The sequence below is a fragment of the uncultured Chitinophaga sp. genome, assembly GCF_937874145.1.
In the GTDB taxonomy this organism is placed as follows: domain Bacteria; phylum Bacteroidota; class Bacteroidia; order Chitinophagales; family Chitinophagaceae; genus Chitinophaga.
This window is the reverse complement of the sequence record NZ_CALNBI010000210.1, coordinates 1-18,648: the sequence shown is the minus strand read 5'-3', so window position 1 is coordinate 18,648 and position 18,648 is coordinate 1. Positions and strand designations below refer to the sequence as shown.

The window sequence follows — 18,648 nt, the reverse complement described above, 5'->3', positions numbered from 1 at the left end:
ACCGCCGGCTGCATGCCATTAATCCCGATTTTCCGGCGGACGAGCGGTATTCGTCAAACAGGGCTGGACAAGCAGGCGCGCGTTTCGTATTTTTGCAGGATGACAGCTGAAAAACTGCGTGTAGACAAATATCTCTGGGCCATCCGGGTGTTCAAGACCCGAACGGCCGCTGCTGCCGCCTGTGATAACGGCAAGGTGAAGCTCAACGGGGTGGCGGTGAAGGCGGCCAGGGCCGTGAGCGTGGGAGACGAATACGACATCCGCACCGAATCGCGGAAGTGGAAAGTGAAGGTGACGGGGCTGCTGGCCAACCGCCAGGCCTACTCGGAAGCCATTAAATATTACGTTGATATCACACCGGAGGAAGACCAATTGCTCAATAAGCGCATGGCTTCCAGCTTCGATACGGGTAAAAGGCAGAGTAAAATCGGCCGTCCTACCAAGAAAGAACGCCGCGACCTCGACGATTTTATGCAGGAAGACTAATTTCTTATTATTTTCGCACATTCAATTTACCCGATACAATGGCTAAACAAAGCGACGTACTCAGCGCGGACTTCCTGGTAAAAACAGCGCAGGAATTCGGCACCCCGGTGTATATCTATCACGCCGAAAAGATCAAGACACAGTATGAGAAGCTGAAGGATGCCTTCAGCAAGGCTGACGCGCGCTTTTTCTACGCCTGCAAGGCGCTGACGAACGTCAACGTGCTGCGCTACATCAATTCCCTGGGCTGCGGGCTGGATACCGTGAGCATCCAGGAGGTGCAGCTGGGGCTGAAGGCGGGTTTCGATCCGAAAAACATCATTTTTACGCCCAACTGCGTGGACCTGAGCGAGATCATCGCGGCGAAGGACCTGGGCGTGAACATCAATATCGACAACATTTCCATCCTGGAGCAGTTCGGCAACCAGTTCGGGGACACTTACCCGATCTGCATCCGCCTGAACCCGCACATCATGGCTGGCGGCAACTTCAAGATCTCGACCGGGCATGTGGACAGCAAGTTCGGCATCTCGATCCACCAGATGCGCCATATCGAGCGCATCGTGAAGAGCACGAAGCTGAAGGTAACGGGCCTGCACATGCACACGGGCTCCGAGATCAAAGACGTAGACGTGTTCCTGCGCGGGGTGGAGATCATGTTCGAAATGACGGAACACTTCCCCGACCTGGAGTTCATCGACCTGGGCAGCGGTTTTAAAGTTGCGTACCAGCAGGGCGACCCGGAAACGGATATCGATCTGCTCGGCAAGAAGCTCAGCGAGGCTTTCAACAAATTCGCGAAAGCTTACAGGCGCCCCCTGCAGCTGTGGTTCGAACCGGGGAAATTCCTCGTGAGCCAGTGCGGTTATTTCGTGGTGAAAGCCAACGTGATCAAGCAAACGACCGCTACGGTGTTCGTGGGCGTGAACAGCGGGTTCAACCACCTCATCCGCCCCATGTTCTACGATTCCTTCCACCTGATCAAAAATATCTCCAACCCGAAAGGCACCGAGCGCATTTATACCGTTGTGGGTAATATCTGCGAAACCGATACTTTCGGCTGGGACCGCAAGATCAGCGAGGTACGCGAAGGCGACCTGCTGGTGTTCTACAACGCCGGGGCCTATGGCTTCGAGATGTCGAGCAACTTCAACTCCCGCCTGAAACCCGCCGAAGTGCTGGTGAAAGACGGCAAGGCGCACCTGATCCGCAAGCGCGATACGATCGACGACCTGCTGAAGAACCAGGTGGAAATCCCCATGTAGTGATGAACAGTCCCCTGCGCGACGAGCTCCTGGCCCAAGGGTACACCGAACTGGCCGCTTACCGGATAAGCGAGCTGCTGGTGCCCGTGAAGGACGGCGTGCGCAGGGGATCTCTTTTTTTCCGGCTGCTGATGGCCGCTTCCTTTCTGGGCGGCGGGCTGATCGCAGCCGCATATATCTATTCCCGTCAATCGGGTTCCCTGTCTGTCGGGGAGTTCATAGCCTGGCTGGCCCTCGGCATGGCGTCCGTTATCCTCCTCATTCCTTTTCATGAAGGCATCCATGGCCTTTTGTTCCGGGTTTTCGGTGCGAAGGACGTGCGGTACGGCGTGGTATGGCGCAAGCTCATGTTTTACGCCGTGGCGCATGATTTTGCCGTGAATTACCGGCAGCTGCTGGTGATCGCCCTGGGGCCGTATGTGGTGCTTTCGCTGGGGATGGGCCTGGCGGCGGTGTGGCTGCCCATTGGGTGGAAGGTCTTTTTCTCGGGCATGTATGCGTTCCATACGCTCTGTTGCGTGGGGGATTTCGGGCTTTGCGGCTATATGCACCGGTTCCGCCATCTTAAACCACTCACCTTCGACGACGCGGATGCCCGCATTTCGTATTTTTACGTAACTTCGCAATAGCAACTATTCCCCCGAACAATTACTGTTATCCTGCACTGTCGCTGTTAGCCATAAAGGTTTAGAAAATATGAAGATACTTACCGCAAACCGGGATCAGCTGATAGAGGAACACCTGATAGAGAGCCATATCTCGTTCGTCCCTTTCATGCGCTTCATGAAAGACAAAGCGCAGAATGCCAAGGGGGCCAGGGCCGCGTTCTTTTCCGAGATCGTCCGCCATTTTGAAAGCAATCCCGAATTACAACAGCCACTCAGCAGTGATGTGGACGTCGCCAAATACCAGGAGTACCTGGACCTTGTGACCGCCACCGTTTTTCCCGTAACGATCGACGATTCCCGCGATATATTCGGCATCGGCGTGCCATACCGCTTCGCCATATTCTACTATTCAGATAAATTCCAGCAGATATTTTCGGAAGACGGAAAAGAGCTGATGGCCATGCCGAAGGGTATGTCGCCCGACAAAATCCGCCGCGACAAGCTGTCGTGGTTATATAAACTGATCCTTGAAAGGTGGTATAACCTGCAGATCAATTACGACACGGATATCGTGCATACCATCAGTTTCCCGGACGACGACGGGTTGCTGCGCTATATCAAAGTGAACATCGACCCGCGTTTCGTGGATGTGCGGCTGAAAGGCGACCTCCCGAAGCTCGACTGCGGCGAGATCTGCTCCGGCGACTTCCGCTCGCAGGACCTTTCCGTACTGCAGGAACTGGTGCCGCTGGACGCTTTCGCGCTGGAAGGTTTCGTGATCTGGACCATCCAGGACGTGACGCGGGATTATGTGGTCAACGGCATGAAGAGCCTGGTGCTCAACATCCGGAAAGACAATGAGCTTAAAACGTACACCCAGGCGCGGGAATATCTCAAAACCCTCGCCGGCCGGGCCGACCTGAATATTCATTTGATCCCATTCCTGAAAGTCAATAACCGCAATGTGCTCGAGACAACGTATGTGGCGCAGAGCATCATTTTCAGCAGTGCGCGCAGCGACCAGGAAAGGCTGGCGCTGAACGATCAGCTGATGACGTTCCTCAAGGCCAACCCGCAACCGCTGGTGCTGAATGAAGTGTCGCGGGGGACGGTGGAACTGTATCCATTCCTCAAATACCTGCCGTTGCACGGCGTCAAAAGTTTCATCCTCTTCCCGATCCTGCATGAAAATAACCTGCTGGGCATGCTGGAACTGGCCACATCCGAACAGACGCCGCTGGACTGGGAGATACTTTCCAACCTCCAGCCGGTCTACGCCCTGGGCTCGCTGCTGCTGCGGCGGAGCGTGGAGCTGGCCAATGAGCGGATCAATGAAGTGATCAAAGACCAGTTTACCGCGCTGCAACCCGCCGTGGAATGGAAGTTCACGGAGGCGGCCTGGGAATATCTCCACACACCGAAGAACGTAAAACAGAAAGATATCGGGAACATCCTGTTTGAAGATGTGTACCCGCTGTATGGCGCTGTTGACATCCGCAACAGTTCCGTGGAAAGGGGCACGGCTATCCGCGACGACCTTCGCGAGCAGCTGCAGCTCATCCAGCAAACGTTCCGGGGTATCAACGGCAGCCTGCACCTCCCGCTGCTGGATGAGCTGCAATACAAGAACAACCGCCTGCTTTCGGGCATGCACGACACGCTCTTCGCGGAAGACGAAGTGAAGATCAACGAGTTCCTCGACCATGAGATCGCGCCTACATTCCGCCATCTGTACGACAGCGAAGACGGGCTGAAACCCTTGCTCAACGAATACTTCACGAAGATCGACAAGCACACGGGACATATTTACCACCATCGCCGCGAATACGAAGAAAGCCTGCGGGAGATCAACTCCGCCATCAATAATTTCCTGGAAAAGGAAAAAGACGAACTGCAGCAATCGTATCCCTGCTACTTCGAGAAGTACCGGACCGACGGTGTGGAGTATAACATCTACATCGGCCAATCTATTGCGCCGGAACGCAAGTTCGATATGATGTACCTGCGGAACCTCCGGCTGTGGCAGCTTTCATCGATGGCGAAGATCGCCAGGCTCACGAACGACCTGGCGCCCACACTGAAGCTCCCGCTGCATACCACGCAGTTGATCCTTGCGCATTCCAACCCCATCGCAATCAGTTTCCGGAAAGATGAACGGAGATTTGATGTGGAAGGGGCGTACAATATGCGTTACGAGATCATGAAAAAGCGGATCGACAAAGTGCGCATCAAGGATACGAATGAACGGCTTACGCAACCCGGCAAAATCGCCATCGTATATTCGTATACGCGGGAAGCGGAAGAATACCGCAAGTTCATCGACTTCCTCATCGACAAAGACGTGCTGCTCCGCGATGTGGAAATGCTGGACCTGGAAGAGCTCCAGGGCGTCAGCGGCCTCAAGGCCATCCGCCTGTCGGTGAATATGGGCCGCGCATTGCCCGCAGGCAATCCCTCCTGAATATGATCACCTCCATAAAAAAACGGCTGTTCAGCATATGAACAGCCGTTTTCTTTTTTCAGCTTTCTTCGTCAGAATTTAAATCCGAACGTCACATACGGCAGGGTGCCTTCGGTAGAATGGCCGAGCACCGCTGTAAGCACTACGAGGTTGACGGGCGAGAAGTACACGCCGCCGCCGAAGCCGTTATGCCATCTCCCCGAATCTTCCCCACGATACCATACGCGCCCTACGTCGTTGAAGCCGATAAGGCCCACCGAGCCGGGGAGAATGTACGAAGTGAAGTCGAACAGCTTGACCCGCAGCTCCATGTTGTTGTAGAACATACCGTGACCGGCGAAGCGGTTGTTGCGGTAACCGCGCAGGTTGGCCGTTCCCCCGAGCGACAGCGCCTGGAAGAATTCCGGGTTGCCCCAGGTATATCCGCCCCCGAAACGGGTAACGAGCACAACGTTGGGGGGCAGGCCGAGGGAGGCGTAAATGCTCATGTCCGACCGGATCTGCAACATGTTCCTGCTCGCGCCGGTGAGGCCTTTGCTGCCGAGGATGTACGTGTTCCAAAGCAGGCCACGGGTGGCTACGAGCTTATTGTCGCGCGTATCGATGGCGAAGGCACCGCGCAGGCCGGCGTAGGTTTTGTTGGCATACAGCCGCGCGGAATCCGCTTTATCGAAATCGCCGAAATACCGGCCCTGGTTTTCGATCGCAGAAATAGTGGCCGCGGTGATGGAGGGGCCTATTGCGAAACTGATGTTCTGCGCCAGATTTGTACGCAGCATCGCTTCCGCCGAATAAATATTGAAGCGGCTGCGGTAGTAACGGATAGGCGGATCGGTGATGTTTTTATCATACACCGTTTCGTTACCAAAGCCGAAGAAGTTGACCGTATTGTGCGGCGCGCGCGCCAGGCCGTGCAGTAACAGGTCTGTTTTGCCGATCACGTCGTTGAATTGTCCTTCGTACCGGAACTGCCATGCTTCCGTTGCCAGGGCATGCATGCCGGTAAGACGGTGGCGCACGGCGAAGGAATCCTTCCGGAACCCTTGCCCGGAGTATTCCATGCCCAGACCGAGGAGCAGCCCGTCGTCGAGGTTAAAGCCGCCGGTGACCAGGGGCATCAGTTTATTATACTTGAACGCCATCCGGTTGTAACGGATCACGTCCGGGTTGGACGAAAGCCGCAGGCCTTCGCGGCTGCCGATGGCGAAACTGTCTTCTTTATGTTTCAGGTCGTAGATGAGTGCTTTTTTACCACCGCCGGATGGGATGCTGTCGAAATACGTATCCTTTTCCGCGCCCCCGATCAGCCGCACCCGGATGCGGGGATGTCCGTCGCCGGTGAGGATGAAGCGGTCTTGCCCGCCCAGCCCATAGATCGCCACTTCCTTCGTGTGCGCGGGGTCGAAGGTGCGGTCGAAGAGCTTTTGCTCGAGGTCGCCCGACTTGCTGATCTTGCGCGACACCACCCGTACCTTACCGTCTTCCAGCCGGGTGATGGTGAACTGTTCATTCTTCTGCGAGCCGGTTACATCCACGCCTTTGGCGAGGAAGCGGTAATATTTGAGGGCTTCGCTTTTCATGATGCTTCTCCTCGCTTTCAATCGTTCCAGCATCATATCGCCGGTGAGGCGGCGGATGGAATCGGGCAGCTGGGCCACGGCTTCTTCGATGGCTTCGTCGGTCATCTTCGCCGTAAAGGCATCCGCTTCTTTTGCCCACTGCTCTTCGGACAGATCAGTGAGGAAGTTGCGGTCGAAGTAACGCGGGTTGAAGTTTAGCCCGTTGATGTTGGGAATGTTTTTCCGGAAGCCCTGGATATTGGGCATGAGCCAGGCGCGGCTCGCCATGCGGGGGATCACGCCTTCGTTGATGAAGAACGCCTGGTCGCGGTCGCGGGGGATGGGGAAGAACTCTTTCTTCTTCTTATCCTTTTCCGCCCACCAGCGCCACTGATCGTCGTGCCGGTCCCAGTCGCCGATGAAGAAATCGAGCAGGCGCGCCTGCAGCACGGCATCCTGGTTCACGGAATTATCATTGTCTTCGAGCAGGTTCTCCAGTACTTTGAGCGTGTTGTAGGTTTTGCTGGCCGTCACGGGCTCGCGTTCTTCGAACAGGTACACGCCGCCGGCGAAGTCGTGGCGGAAGATGCCCAGCGCGGTGTCGTCGGGGAGATAGACGAACGAGGGATTGGTATGCGGCACACCGGCTTTCTCCGCCAGCGAAGACACTACCAGCGGTGCGTAAGGGTTGGAAGCGGATATCTGGTCCTGCACGATCTCCCGCGCAAAGGTTTCCCGCAGCGCTTCGGGGACGGCGGATGTTGGGTTTTTCACCAGCGACCGCAGCACCCATTCCCTGCCGGAAGTATCTTCCAGCCGGAGGGAGCGTGTTTGCATCCCGCCGCCGCGCTTGGTTACTTTCAATCCGCCCTTCGTGGTATCGATATCGATCACGGGGAAGGTGAGGGGCGTAGCCCAGACTTTCCGGTAGTTCTCGCCGAGCATGAGCCGGTGGAAACCGTTGATATTGACGTAACGGGGATCGGCGGCCATGGTCACGCTGTCGGGCATGGGTTTGGCCGCTTCCTGCGCTAGCTTTTTCCGGTATTCGTTCAGGTCGAACATGGGATGCGAGAAGATGGGCGTGGATTCGTTTTCATTATAGAAATCCACCTTCACCCTGCCATTTTTCATGACGGTAATCACGCTGTAGCCGTAAAACTTACTGACGAACAAGGCGCCCGGGCCCTGTTTCACCCGGCTGTCTTTCGCACCGGCGCCACTCACTACAAAATAGCGGTGCCCTTCGTTGATCAATTGCAATGTATGCTCATGGCCCGCCACAAACACCGCCGGCGATTCTTTCGGAATGGCATCTTCGATCCCCCGGATCAGGCGCTTGTACAAGGGATGCGGAAGGTCTTCCCGGGTGCCGAATACGCCGCGCACCAAAGGATAAATACTGCCGATAACAGGCATGGGCACGTATAAATAAGGTTTGGCGTCGGTAAGGGGGAAGATATGCTGTTTGATAGTGTAATACCCGCCATGGATGCCGTAGCTGCGCAGCGGATGGTGCGCGGCGAAAACGAGCAGCTTGCCGGGATTGGCGGCAGCGATATCCTTGATTTCGGCCAGCACCTCGTCTTCCGTCTTCTGGTCGCAGGACGATTCCAGCCCGGGTTTGGCGCCGGGGTAGAGCCACCATTCGGAGTCCATCACAATCAGCAATACGTCATCTCCCAACGGCACGGCCAGCGGACCGGGGCACCCGTCCTTCGGGAGGAAGTCGACATTCGGGAGTTTCAGCGAATCGATATACTGCTGCTGGTTGCGGATCTGCCGCCAGCCATCGGGGCGGTGCTTGGACCAGTCGTGGTTGCCGGGGATGAAGATCCCTTTAGCATTGGTCCCCCTCACGAGATTGACCTGGTAGTCGAGGATAGCGCGGGCTTCGGGGAAGTTCTTCGCCAGCGGCCCGGGCAACCCGAGCGGGTACACATTGTCGCCGAGGAAGAGTATGGTATTGGCGCCCTTGTCCAGCGGAAAGTTGCGCCTGACCGCATCTACGACGGGGTTGATGCCGTTGCGCATTTCGCCGGCGTCCCCGATGAGGATGATGCGCTGCTGTATGCTGTCTTCCTGCGCAGATGCCTGCAAGGCAAAGCAAGCGAGGAAAAGGAGTATAAGGTATTTCAATTCCTGGGGGTGTATTTGAATTTGAGAATATCGGCCGTATGGTCTTCATCGCCTTCGTTGGAAATATACATATCGCCATTGGGCGCGAAGGTGATGCCTTCGGGCTGGGAGAAATGCTTCCTGGGGAGGCGGTGCGTTTCCTGGACTTTACCCTGAAGGTCGGTAATGACGAGCAGTTCATTCACGGAAGCCACGATATATACCCTGTTTTCGATGGGATGGACAGCGGCGCCGGAGGGCCTGAAGTGCTTGGAGGGGCCTTCTTTCAGGCCGGGAAGGCTGTCGTTGGAAAAGCGCCATACCGGCTCGGGGTTCCAGGTCAGCGAATCGGGACTGAAAGCATACACGCTGGTCTGCTTTTGTCCTTTATCCACTTCGCAGCTTTTGCAGATGGCCACGATCCTGTTGGATTGGATATCATAATACGCCGCTTCGAACTCCCGTTTCCAGTTATGCGGGAAATGCGCCATGGTGGAAGATACGGTGTCGGTAAACATCCCGTCTACCCGGTACATGCTGCCATTGCTTTTGAGCACGAACCAGTCTTTCCCGGTGAACACGGTTTCTTCATAATCCCCGCCTTTCCCGAATTTCCAGGAGGGGTATGGGGCGGTGGCGCGGAGGTTGACCTGGAAGAGTTTTCCCTGTTCGTCGTTATTGGCGATGAAATGCGCTTCGTCGCGGTGGAATACCAGGCCGGAGATTTCCTGCAGCGATTCCCGCACGCGGAATCGTTCGTATTGTTCGAGCCGGTAACCTTCCGGGGAGGTTTGCCGCTTTGCTTCATTTTGCCCCGCCGACTGGCAGGAAATGAGCATGATTGCAGGCAGCAGACAAGGAAACATCTTCATAAGCCATTCTTTATAGGATAAAATTAACGCAAAAAATGCCGTAATTTGGAATATAGTAAATACACCACCAGATGGAAATTAGTTCAGTGTTAGCAGCCGCGCAGGCCTATGTGACCCGGCAATACGAATCGCACCCCGACCCGGTGCTGGTATACCACAACCTCGTACATACCAGCCAGGTAGTGCAGGCGGCCGACCAGATATCCGCCTATTACCGCCTTTCGGAAGCCGACCATCTGATCGTGATGCTGGCGGCCTGGTTCCACGACATGGGTTACCTCGAAGGAGAGCGCTCCAGCCATGAATCCGCCGGAGCAGACGCCGTGCTGGCATTCGCTAAGGCGCAGGGCTTATCGGAAGCTACAGGCCGCGCCGCCGCAGATTGCGTGCTGGCCACCCGGATGCCCCAGCAGCCGAATAACCTGCTGGAGCAGATCGTGTGCGATGCCGACCTGTTCCATCTTGGCAGCAAAGAATTCTCCAAGCGCAACAAGCTCATGCGCACCGAAGCAGAACTGGCCATGGGCAAAAAGATCAGCAGCGTCGAATGGACGCGCACCACCATCCAGTTCCTCGAATCCCATCAATACCACACCGCTTACGCCCGTACTTTGCTCAACCCGCAGAAGGAAGACAATATCGAAAAGCTGAAAATCAAACTGGAAGAGAAACAGCGGGAAGCGATGGAAGAAAAACCCGGTATCGCGAAGGCGGAAAAGAAAGCGGAAAAAGTGAAAGAAGAAAAGGAAGAGAAGGGCGAGAAGAAGAAACCCGGCGTGGAAACGATGTTCCGGACCACGGGTACGAATCACATCCGCCTCAGCTCGATGGCCGACTCCAAAGCGAATATCATGATCTCGGTGAACGCCATCATCATTTCCGTATTGTTATCGGTATTGCTGCGCAAGCTGGAAGATTATCCCAACTTCATATTACCCGCCGTCATCTTCCTGGGCACCAGCGTCACCACCATCGTGTTCGCCGTACTGGCCACGCGGCCCAATGTGACCAGCGGCCGCTTCACGGAAGAAGACATCAAAAACAAGAAAGCGAACCTCCTATTCTTCGGCAACTTCCACCAGATGTCGTACCCGGAATATGAAGAAGGCATGGAAACCATCATCAAAAACCCGGATTACCTCTACAGCAACATGATCCACGATATATACAACCTGGGCGTGGTGCTGGGCCGGAAGTACCGGCTGCTGCGCCTGGCGTACAATACTTTCATGTTTGGTATCGTGGCTTCCGTGATCGCTTTCACGGTGGCGGCTATCTTTTTCCCGGTAAAAGGTTAGGCATTGGAGCAGCAAACGATCCCCCTGAACGACCGCGACCTGAGCTGGCTGCATTTCAATTTCCGGGTGCTTTCCATGGCTGAAACACCGGGCGTTCCGCTGTATGAGCGCGTGAAATTCCTGTCTATCTTCTCCTCGAACCTCGATGAGTTTTTCCGCGTCCGCATGCCGGCGCTGCTTGCCCTGCACCAGTTGCATGAGGGCGAGAAAGGCGCCCTGACTGCCGCGCAACAGGAAATCGCCCGGCAGCTCAACGAATACGGCCGCATCTTCAGGCAGGTGGTGATTCCCGGGCTGCAGGAAAAAGGCGTCCGGTTGTATTACGGGGAATCCCCCGCGCCGGAGCACCTCCCCGCCATCCGCGATTATTTCTTCAATACGATACTGGCCTACCTCCAGCCCGTACGGCTCCGGCTGGATGAGCCGATGGAACTGTTCCTCGAAAACAACGCCCTCTACCTCGTGGTATGCCTGGAAGACGGCGGCACGGGCATCGTCAATGTACCGTCCGACCACCTGCCGCGCTTCCTCCGCCTGCCCGGCAACGATATCCTTTTCCTCGACGACGCCATCCGCCAGCACCTCGGTTTCCTGTTCCCGCATGTGGGCATCAAGGCGGCCTATAGCATCAAGGTGACGCGGGATGCGGAGATCGACGTCGATGAGTTCAGCGGCCACCTGCTGCAAAAGGTGGAAGACATGTTGGTGCAACGCCAGATGGGCGTGCCCACCCGTTTCCTCTACGATGCGGCCATGCCCGCTCTGCTGCGCGACCAGCTGGCGGCTTATTTCCGCATCGCCCCGCAGGAGCTGGCTACCGGCGGGAGGTATCACAATCTCCGCGACCTGTCGGACCTGCCGCTGCCGCCCGACGCTTCGCAGGAATATCCCAAAGCGCCGCCCGCGCACTGCAACGCCATCGATCCCGGCCGCCCGCTGCTCGACCAGGTGCAGGAGCGCGACGTTATGCTGCACGTGCCCTATCAATCTTACGATTACATCCTCCGGTATTTCAATGAAGCTGCCACGGATCCTGATGTTCGGGAGATTTACGTCACCCTTTACCGCGTGGCCTCCACCTCCCGCATTGCGCATGCGCTCATGAGCGCCGCCAAAAACGGGAAAAAGGTGACGGTGATGGTGGAACTGAAAGCCCGCTTCGACGAGGCCAACAACATCCGCTGGGCCAAACGGATGAAAGCGGCCGGCGTCAAGATACTGTACAGCATCCCCGGCCTGAAGGTGCATGCGAAAGTGGCCCTGGTAAAGCGCAAACGCGGGTTCTACTGGGACCATACGGCCCTGCTGGCCACGGGCAACTTCAACGAAAGCACCGCGCGGTTTTACGCCGATCACGTCCTGCTCACCCGCCACCAGGCGCTCACGCAGGAACTGGAGCTGCTGTTCATTTATATGCAAACCGGCATCCAGCCCGGCAAGTTCAATTTCATGCACTTCGAACATCTGCTGGTGGCGCAGTTCAACCTGGTGGAACAATTCAAGTCGCTGATCCGCGCCGAAGCGGAGAACGCCCGCAACGGCAGGCCTGCGCGCATCACTATCAAGCTGAACAACCTGCAGGAAAAAAGCATGATCGCCGAGCTGTACGCCGCGGCAGATGCAGGGGTGGAAATCGACCTGGTCGTCAGGAGTATCTGCTGCCTGGTGCCCCGCCAAGGCATCCGCGTGCGGCGGATCGTAGACCGCTACCTGGAACATGCCCGAGTGTTCATTTTCCATAACGGCGGCGAAGAGCTGATATACCTGGGTTCGGCCGACTGGATGAACCGCAACCTCCACCGCCGGATCGAAGTGTGCTTCCCGGTGTACGACCCGGCCGCCAGGCAGCAGCTGAAAGATATTATCGCCTTGCAGCTTGCGGATAATACAAATGCCGTAATATTGGGGGCCAACGCCCGCAACCTGCCGGTTCCGCGGGAAAAAGGCGGCCCTGACGTCAACGCACAGCGAGATACTTACGCATACGTTCGGAAACTATAAAATACCCGGTATGGCAACAACCCGCAGCGCATCCCAATTTTTCAACCGGGTGAACAACCGGTTCGCATTCTCGTTGTTTCTGTTGTATAAGCTCCCCAGCGCGTGGATCGCCGGCGTTCGCGCAGGTGGCGCCTCCGAGCTGTCGTGCACCACATCCGTCCCGTACCGCTGGCTTTCCCAGAATCCATTCCGCAGCACTTATTTCGCCTGCCTGGCCATGGCCGCGGAAATGAGCAGCGGGATCCTCGCCATGGGGCATATCGATGGCGCACCGGCCCGCGTGTCGATGCTGGTAACGGGGATGGAAGGCATCTTCCTGAAAAAAGCCAAAACCAAAACATATTTCACCTGTAACGAAGGCGCCGCCATCCGCGACGCCATCGCACAAACAATAGCAACCGGCGAATCCGTGGCGCTGACGGTAGAAGTGACCGGCAAGAGCAAGGATAATACGGAGATCGCGCGGTTCAGGATTACGTGGAGTTTTAAAAAAGCATCATCATGAAAATCGCATTTCACGGAGCAGCACGCACGGTAACGGGGTCCAAGCACCTCATCACCCTGAAGAAAGGACTGAAGATTTTACTAGACTGCGGCATGTACCAGGGCATGGGCCGCGAAACAACCGCCCTCAACCTCGATTTCGGCTTCAACCCGGAAGAGATCGACATCATGATCCTTTCCCACGCCCACATCGACCATTCCGGCCTCGTGCCGCGCCTCAGCAAACTGGGCTACCGCGGCAGCATCTATTGCACGCCGGCCACGCGCGACCTCACCGAAATCCTCCTCCTCGATTCCGCTGAGATCCAGGAAGATGATATCAAATACGTCAACAAGAAAAACGCCCGCGAAGGCAAGCCCTACGTGGAGCCGTTATATAAATTAGACGACGCCAAGCGCGCCGTGGACCAGCTTGTGCCCATGGCTTACGGCAAATGGTTCCGTATCGATGAAGACGTGGAAGTGCTCTTCACCGACGCCGGCCACATCATCGGCAGCGCCTGCGTGCACCTCAAGATCAATGAAGGCGGGAAAACGGAGCATATCACGTTCAGCGGCGACATCGGCCGTTACGGCGATCCGATCCTGAAATCACCGGAAGAATTCCCGCAGGCGGATTACATTATCATGGAATCCACCTACGGCAGCAGCCTGCATCCCGATATCAAACCGGCCGACGAAGAACTGCTGCGCTACATCCACGAAACCTGCGTCATGAAAAAGGGAAAACTCATTATCCCCGCGTTCAGCGTAGGGCGCACCCAGGAAATCCTCTTCGCCCTCAACCGCGCGCAGCTGGCAGGCAAGCTTCCGGCCGTGGACCTGTTCGTGGACAGCCCGCTGTCGCTCGAGGCCACACAGGTCACCCGCATGCACCCGGAATGCTTCAACCGTAAAGTAGCCAAACTGCTGGAAGTGGATGAAGACGTATTCAGCTTCCCCGGCCTGCGTTACATCAAAACGGTGGAAGAATCGAAAATGCTCAACTTCCGCAAAGAGCCCTGCGTGATCATTTCCGCCTCCGGGATGGCGGAAGCCGGCCGTGTGAAGCACCACATCGCCAATAACATCGAACAATGGAAAAACACCATCCTGATCGTGGGTTATTGCGAGCCGCAATCCCTCGGCGGGCGGCTCATGCGTGGCGCTACGGAAGTGTCGATCTATGGAGATAAATTCGAAGTGAAGGCGGAAGTAGGTGTGATCCGCGCCCTGAGCGCGCATGGCGACTATGAAGATATGAGCCAGTGGCTGGCCTGCCAGAACCCCCGCGGCGTGAAGCGCCTCTTCCTCGTTCATGGCGAATATGAAGTGCAGACCGTTTTCCGCGACTGGCTCATCAAGAAAGGTTTCCAGGATATTGAAATCCCGACCCGCCATTTCGAAATTGGTTTAGGCTGATGGCTTAATCCTCCGTCAGCGGGAACCACAGGTTCACCCGCGTTCCCGACGGATGGCCGTTTTCATCTGTCAGATCTTCGATGTCGAAAGACGCATCCATATTGTACCGGCTGTTGTAAATCTGCAGCCGGTCTTTTGTTATCTGGAGGCCCCGCGACACATGGGCCGGGTGGCTTTGCTGTTTCAATACCGTAGCGGCTTCGCGGCCGATGCCGTCGTCTTCGATCACGCAATGGATCTGCTGCCCTTCGCGCGTGAAGCCGATATATAATTTGCCCGGCGCATTTTTATGCTGCAATCCGTGCCAGATGGCGTTTTCGACGAATGGTTGCAGCACCATGGCGGGGATTTCGGTGAAATCCTGGTCGAGGTCCGGGTCAATGGAAATAGTGTAATCGAAGCGCCCGTCGAGCCGGAGGCGCTCCAGTTCCAGGTAGTTCTCCAGCATCTCCGTTTCCCGCGTGATGGAAATATTGTTGAGCTGCGAATGGTCGAGCACGTTGCGGATGAGCTTCGCGAAGCGGCTGAGGTACGCCAGCGCCGTGTCTGTTTCATTTTTCAACATGAATGTCTGGATCGAGTTGAGGGCGTTGAAGATGAAATGCGGGTTCATCTGCGCGCGGAGCGCTTTCATCTCCAGCTGCGACAATTCTTCCCGGAAAGCCGCTTTGCTGCGGGCTTCCTTCTTCACCAGGTACATCCTGAAACGGAAATATCCGTACACCAAGCCCGCGGCCAGCAGGAACAGCAGCGTCCTGAACCACCAGGTTTGCCAGAACGCCGGCAGGATCACGATATGCAGGGAGGTGGTGTTGCGGGAAAAAATGCCCGCCGTGTTCATGCTCTTCACATTGAACGTGTACTCGCCCGGCGGCAGGTTGGTATATCGGGCCGAGAGCACGTTTTCCGCCGGCAGCCAGTCTTTGTCGAGCCCTTCCAGCTGATAGAAATATTGCAGTTTTTCGCCGTGGTATTGCAGCGATTTGAAGTCGATGCCGAGGAAATTTTCGTCGTGGTGCAGGTAAACCGGCTTGTTGAAAAACATCGCGGAATCCACCATAACGGCGTTGTTCAGCACCCTGAATTCCACGATCGTCACGTCAGGCGGTGCGGGCTTCACTTCGAGTTTATCGGGGGAGAAGGCGATCGCATGGTCGGTGGCGCCTACCAGCAGGCGGCCGTCTGCCATCTGGACGATACTCCGCCGCACCATCCGCGCATCGGTGATGATATCGTTGTTCTGCACGAAGATGGACAACGTGCGGGTAGGGCCGTTCAGCCGGTAGAAGCCGGATTGGGTGGTGAGCCAGTAGCGGTTGTTGCCCGCCGGCGCCATCGACAGTATCCATTCGTTGAACTGGCGGTTGTTGATCATGAGGGCTTCCCATTTCCCGGAAACAGGATAATAAAAATAAACACCATGATCGGTGCCGGCCAGCAACGTCGTATCGTTGACGGGAAGCAGCGCCGTGATGTTGCGCACGGTATCCTTGCCGCGCATGAACATCACCGCCGAAGTCACTTTCCCTTCTTTCTTACTGAACCGCAACACGCCGCCCCTGCTCGATCCCAGCCACAGCAGGCTGTCGCCGCCGGGAACGATGGCGGTAATGGCCGTATTCCGGCGGATGAATTCCGTGATCTGCGGGTAATTCAGGAACTCGCCGGAAACAGGGTTCCACTTCGACATGGCTTCTTTATACAACCCGATCCAGACGGTGGTATCGTTCTCCGGGAACATCGTGAGCACGGCCTGGTCGTGCAGGGCCGGCGGCCTGTGGTGGCGGAAGCGTTGCTTCACCGGGTCATACTCCGAGATCATCCCGTTTTCCTGGCCCACCAGGATCGTTCCGGAAGGTAATTCCGCAAGGCTCCAGACCAGGTTCCGGTCTTCGGTGAGGCCATTGGGACCGTAAGTATAATGCCTGACGGGGCTGAGATCGGGACGCAGGTGCGAAAACCCTCCGCCCCAGGAGGCCATGTAAACATCTCCGTTCTTCGCCGTCAGCAACCCCGTCACCTCCGCGCCCGGCGCCGGATAAGTAGGCTGGTCGAGGCGGGTGAAACCTTCGTTGTGCAGGCTGAGTATGTTAACGCCTACGTCCGTTCCCACCCAAAGGTGGCCGTCGCGGTCCGGGACGAGGCAATTGGTTTCGTAGTTGAGGTGCAGCCCCAGCGAATCTTTCGTGGGGCCGATGTGCAGGGAGAATGTATCCTGCGCGTCGTTGTAACGGTACAGGCCGTTGTCTTTCATGCCCGCCCAGATGTTGCCGTGATGATCTTCCGCCAGCTCATACACCTGGTCGGGAGGCTGGTTGCCGAAACGGAACTGGAACCGCCGCATGGCGCTGCTGTCCGGCGTCCAGCACAACAACTCGTTGGTAATGCGCGTTGCAGCCCAGATGCGGCCCCGCTGGTCTTCCAGCATTTCTTTCACGCTGGCGAAAACGTTGAGCAGGGGGTATTTGTGCGGATTATTGTAGGAACTGAAAATCTGCTGCCGGTCCTGCGAGATCATATACATTTCCTTTTCCCCGCTGATCCAAAGCCGGCCGTGAGCGTCTTCCAGGATGGCGGATTGCATGTTGACGCTGATGCTGTCGGGAATGAATGCCGGCCGGCGGAAGCGCCGGTGCACAGGGTCGAGCTGCAGGAGCCCCGCTTCCGAAGTGAGGTACAGCTGGCCTTTGTGGTCCTGCAAAAAGGCATAACAGCCGATTTCTTTCCCCGCGGGAATACCCGCGTCGATGGGAATGGTGGAAATGCGGGTTGTTACCGGATCGTATAACCGGATATTCTCCGGGGCGCCAATCCAGATATGGCCCTGGCGGTCTTCGTACAGGGCGATGTCGTCGTAATAAATGGATCCGGGCAGCCGGTCGAACTGGGTGATGGTGATGTAATTTTCGCCGTCGAAGCGCTGCAACGCGTTGCTGGCGATCCAGATAAACCCTTTTTTATCCTGCAGGATACCGGAAACGTGGTTGCCGGAAAGGCCGTTGTGAATGGTGAGATGGGAGAAAACATAAGCCTGCCGCGAAGACTGTGCTTTAACGGTATAAACAGTGAACAAGAGTGCGAGCAGCAGGTACAGATACTTCATGCAGGTGATGTAACTGCCGGAAAGCGTTTGCTGGCTTCCCGGCAGGAATTAATTTAGTTGACGGTAAGCTTGTAGGCGGTTACATGGTTACCAAAGAAGGTGGGAATATAAACGATTTTCTTTTTCGGATCGTAGCCGATGTCGGCAGTCTGCAGTTTTTCGGCCTGGGTGTCCAGGATTTTGTCGGCCGTGTTGTTTTTGATATTCACGTAATACACATCGCCTTTCCAGCAGGAAACGATGTATTCGTCGCCTTTCACGTGTTCGATACCGTCGGCGCCGTTGGAAGCGGGAGCTACTTTGGTGAGGGTGCCATCGACGCCGGCGATTTTCACGGAACTGTCGTCGAGCACGAGGAGCCCTGCGGGGCTGGCGAGGATGCCGTTGGGGCCTTTCAGGCCGCTGCGGGCGCTGTCGAGATACGGGCCGCTGTTCGTTTCCGGAACCACTACGTGCACGGTTTTCTTGCGGGAATCCGTTACGAGCACTTGTCCGTTCGGCGCCACGGTTATGTCGTTCAGCCCTTCGGCATTGGCGATGGCGATGCGTTTTTCGATGGCGCCTTTTTCGATGTCGATCACCACTACTTCGTTCAGGTCGGCAACATACAGGCGGTTTTTATAGAGGCCCATGCCTTTGGGGGCGTGGAGCCCTTCCACCCAGCGGAGCGCAACGATCTTGCCGTCTTTCGGCGACACGCGGGAAACGAACCCCTGTCCATCCTTCCCCCACGGCTGGCCGTCGATGTTGGTGACATAGAGGATCTTGCGTTTGGCGTCGAAACACACGGATTCGGGGACCTTCAGCGTCGTGTCCGTCGACCATAACTTCGTGAGCGTGGCCTGCTGGGCCAGGGCATCAAGGCATGGCGCGCCGGCGAGGAAAAGACTAAGGATAGCATATTTCATTTTCATAACACGTAGAGATTAGGCTTTAAATTTAATAAATGTATTTTTAATGGGTATTATGAAT

Annotated in this window: 12 protein-coding genes; 8 read left to right on the top strand and 4 right to left on the bottom strand. The window is 56.3% G+C overall.

Features of this window, described 5'->3' with window-relative positions; all coding sequences use genetic code 11:
* Window positions 1–99 precede the first annotated feature (99 nt).
* From Q0510_RS10130 to Q0510_RS10115, 4 genes are all read left to right on the top strand, one after another.
* Window positions 100–486 carry an RNA-binding S4 domain-containing protein gene (locus Q0510_RS10130; protein ID WP_298710687.1) on the top strand — a complete coding sequence of 129 codons (387 nt, stop codon included), beginning with the start codon at window positions 100–102 and terminating at the stop codon, window positions 484–486.
* A gap of 38 nt (window positions 487–524) precedes the next feature.
* Complete coding sequence (lysA, locus tag Q0510_RS10125; protein WP_298710684.1) at window positions 525–1,751, top strand: diaminopimelate decarboxylase; 1,227 nt, start codon at window positions 525–527, stop codon at window positions 1,749–1,751.
* A gap of 2 nt (window positions 1,752–1,753) precedes the next feature.
* The gene (locus tag Q0510_RS10120) at window positions 1,754–2,380 is read left to right on the top strand and encodes a DUF3267 domain-containing protein (protein WP_298710751.1); all 627 of its coding nucleotides are present in this window, start codon (window positions 1,754–1,756) and stop codon (window positions 2,378–2,380) included.
* 67 nt (window positions 2,381–2,447) lie between these two features.
* Entirely contained in the window at window positions 2,448–4,820 is a 2,373-nt protein-coding gene (locus tag Q0510_RS10115) for a hypothetical protein (protein ID WP_298710682.1), read from the top strand.
* A 71-nt stretch (window positions 4,821–4,891) separates the two neighbouring features.
* On the opposite strand, the gene Q0510_RS10110 is transcribed toward Q0510_RS10115, so the two are convergent.
* Both Q0510_RS10110 and Q0510_RS10105 read right to left on the bottom strand, forming a co-directional pair.
* On the bottom strand, window positions 4,892–8,518 hold the full coding sequence (locus Q0510_RS10110; RefSeq protein ID WP_298710679.1) for a BamA/TamA family outer membrane protein: 3,627 nt from the start codon (window positions 8,516–8,518) through the stop codon (window positions 4,892–4,894).
* Window positions 8,515–9,369 carry a hypothetical protein gene (locus Q0510_RS10105; protein WP_298710676.1) on the bottom strand — a complete coding sequence of 285 codons (855 nt, stop codon included), beginning with the start codon at window positions 9,367–9,369 and terminating at the stop codon, window positions 8,515–8,517. The genes Q0510_RS10110 and Q0510_RS10105 overlap by 4 nt, the downstream gene beginning before the upstream one ends.
* A 71-nt stretch (window positions 9,370–9,440) precedes the next feature.
* On the opposite strand from Q0510_RS10105, the gene Q0510_RS10100 reads away from it, so the two are divergent.
* From Q0510_RS10100 to Q0510_RS10085, 4 genes are read left to right on the top strand one after another with little or no spacing between them, the layout of a single operon-like run.
* On the top strand, window positions 9,441–10,667 hold the full coding sequence (locus Q0510_RS10100; RefSeq protein WP_298710673.1) for a Pycsar system effector family protein: 1,227 nt from the start codon (window positions 9,441–9,443) through the stop codon (window positions 10,665–10,667).
* A gap of 3 nt (window positions 10,668–10,670) precedes the next feature.
* On the top strand, window positions 10,671–12,668 hold the full coding sequence (ppk1, locus tag Q0510_RS10095; protein ID WP_298710671.1) for a polyphosphate kinase 1: 1,998 nt from the start codon (window positions 10,671–10,673) through the stop codon (window positions 12,666–12,668).
* A 10-nt stretch (window positions 12,669–12,678) separates the two neighbouring features.
* Window positions 12,679–13,173: a DUF4442 domain-containing protein gene (locus Q0510_RS10090; RefSeq protein ID WP_298710668.1), complete on the top strand. Its 495-nt coding sequence runs from the start codon at window positions 12,679–12,681 to the stop codon at window positions 13,171–13,173.
* A complete protein-coding gene (locus tag Q0510_RS10085; protein WP_298710666.1) occupies window positions 13,170–14,573 on the top strand; it encodes an MBL fold metallo-hydrolase in 1,404 nt (467 codons plus the stop codon). Before Q0510_RS10090 ends, Q0510_RS10085 begins: the two co-directional genes overlap by 4 nt.
* A 4-nt stretch (window positions 14,574–14,577) precedes the next feature.
* Here the strand turns inward: Q0510_RS10085 and Q0510_RS10080 are convergent, their stop codons facing one another.
* Window positions 14,578–17,676 (bottom strand): two-component regulator propeller domain-containing protein, encoded by a 3,099-nt coding sequence (locus Q0510_RS10080; RefSeq protein WP_298710664.1) that lies wholly within the window; start codon window positions 17,674–17,676, stop codon window positions 14,578–14,580.
* Window positions 17,677–17,729: 53 nt separating this feature from the next.
* Entirely contained in the window at window positions 17,730–18,590 is an 861-nt protein-coding gene (locus Q0510_RS10075) for an ATP/GTP-binding protein (protein ID WP_298710662.1), read from the bottom strand.
* Window positions 18,591–18,648 lie beyond the last annotated feature (58 nt).

Excerpts from the sequence above, each read along its gene's own strand:
- Q0510_RS10080 (WP_298710664.1), bottom strand. The coding sequence starts at position 17,676 with ATGAAGTATCTGTACCTGCTGCTCGCACTCTTGTTCACTGTTTATACC.
- lysA (WP_298710684.1), top strand. The coding sequence starts at position 525 with ATGGCTAAACAAAGCGACGTACTCAGCGCGGACTTCCTGGTAAAAACA.
- Q0510_RS10085 (WP_298710666.1), top strand. The coding sequence starts at position 13,170 with ATGAAAATCGCATTTCACGGAGCAGCACGCACGGTAACGGGGTCCAAG.
- Q0510_RS10100 (WP_298710673.1), top strand. The coding sequence starts at position 9,441 with ATGGAAATTAGTTCAGTGTTAGCAGCCGCGCAGGCCTATGTGACCCGG.
- Q0510_RS10130 (WP_298710687.1), top strand. The coding sequence starts at position 100 with ATGACAGCTGAAAAACTGCGTGTAGACAAATATCTCTGGGCCATCCGG.
- Q0510_RS10075 (WP_298710662.1), bottom strand. The coding sequence starts at position 18,590 with ATGAAAATGAAATATGCTATCCTTAGTCTTTTCCTCGCCGGCGCGCCA.
- Q0510_RS10090 (WP_298710668.1), top strand. The coding sequence starts at position 12,679 with ATGGCAACAACCCGCAGCGCATCCCAATTTTTCAACCGGGTGAACAAC.
- Q0510_RS10120 (WP_298710751.1), top strand. The coding sequence starts at position 1,754 with ATGAACAGTCCCCTGCGCGACGAGCTCCTGGCCCAAGGGTACACCGAA.
- Q0510_RS10115 (WP_298710682.1), top strand. The coding sequence starts at position 2,448 with ATGAAGATACTTACCGCAAACCGGGATCAGCTGATAGAGGAACACCTG.
- Q0510_RS10105 (WP_298710676.1), bottom strand. The coding sequence starts at position 9,369 with ATGAAGATGTTTCCTTGTCTGCTGCCTGCAATCATGCTCATTTCCTGC.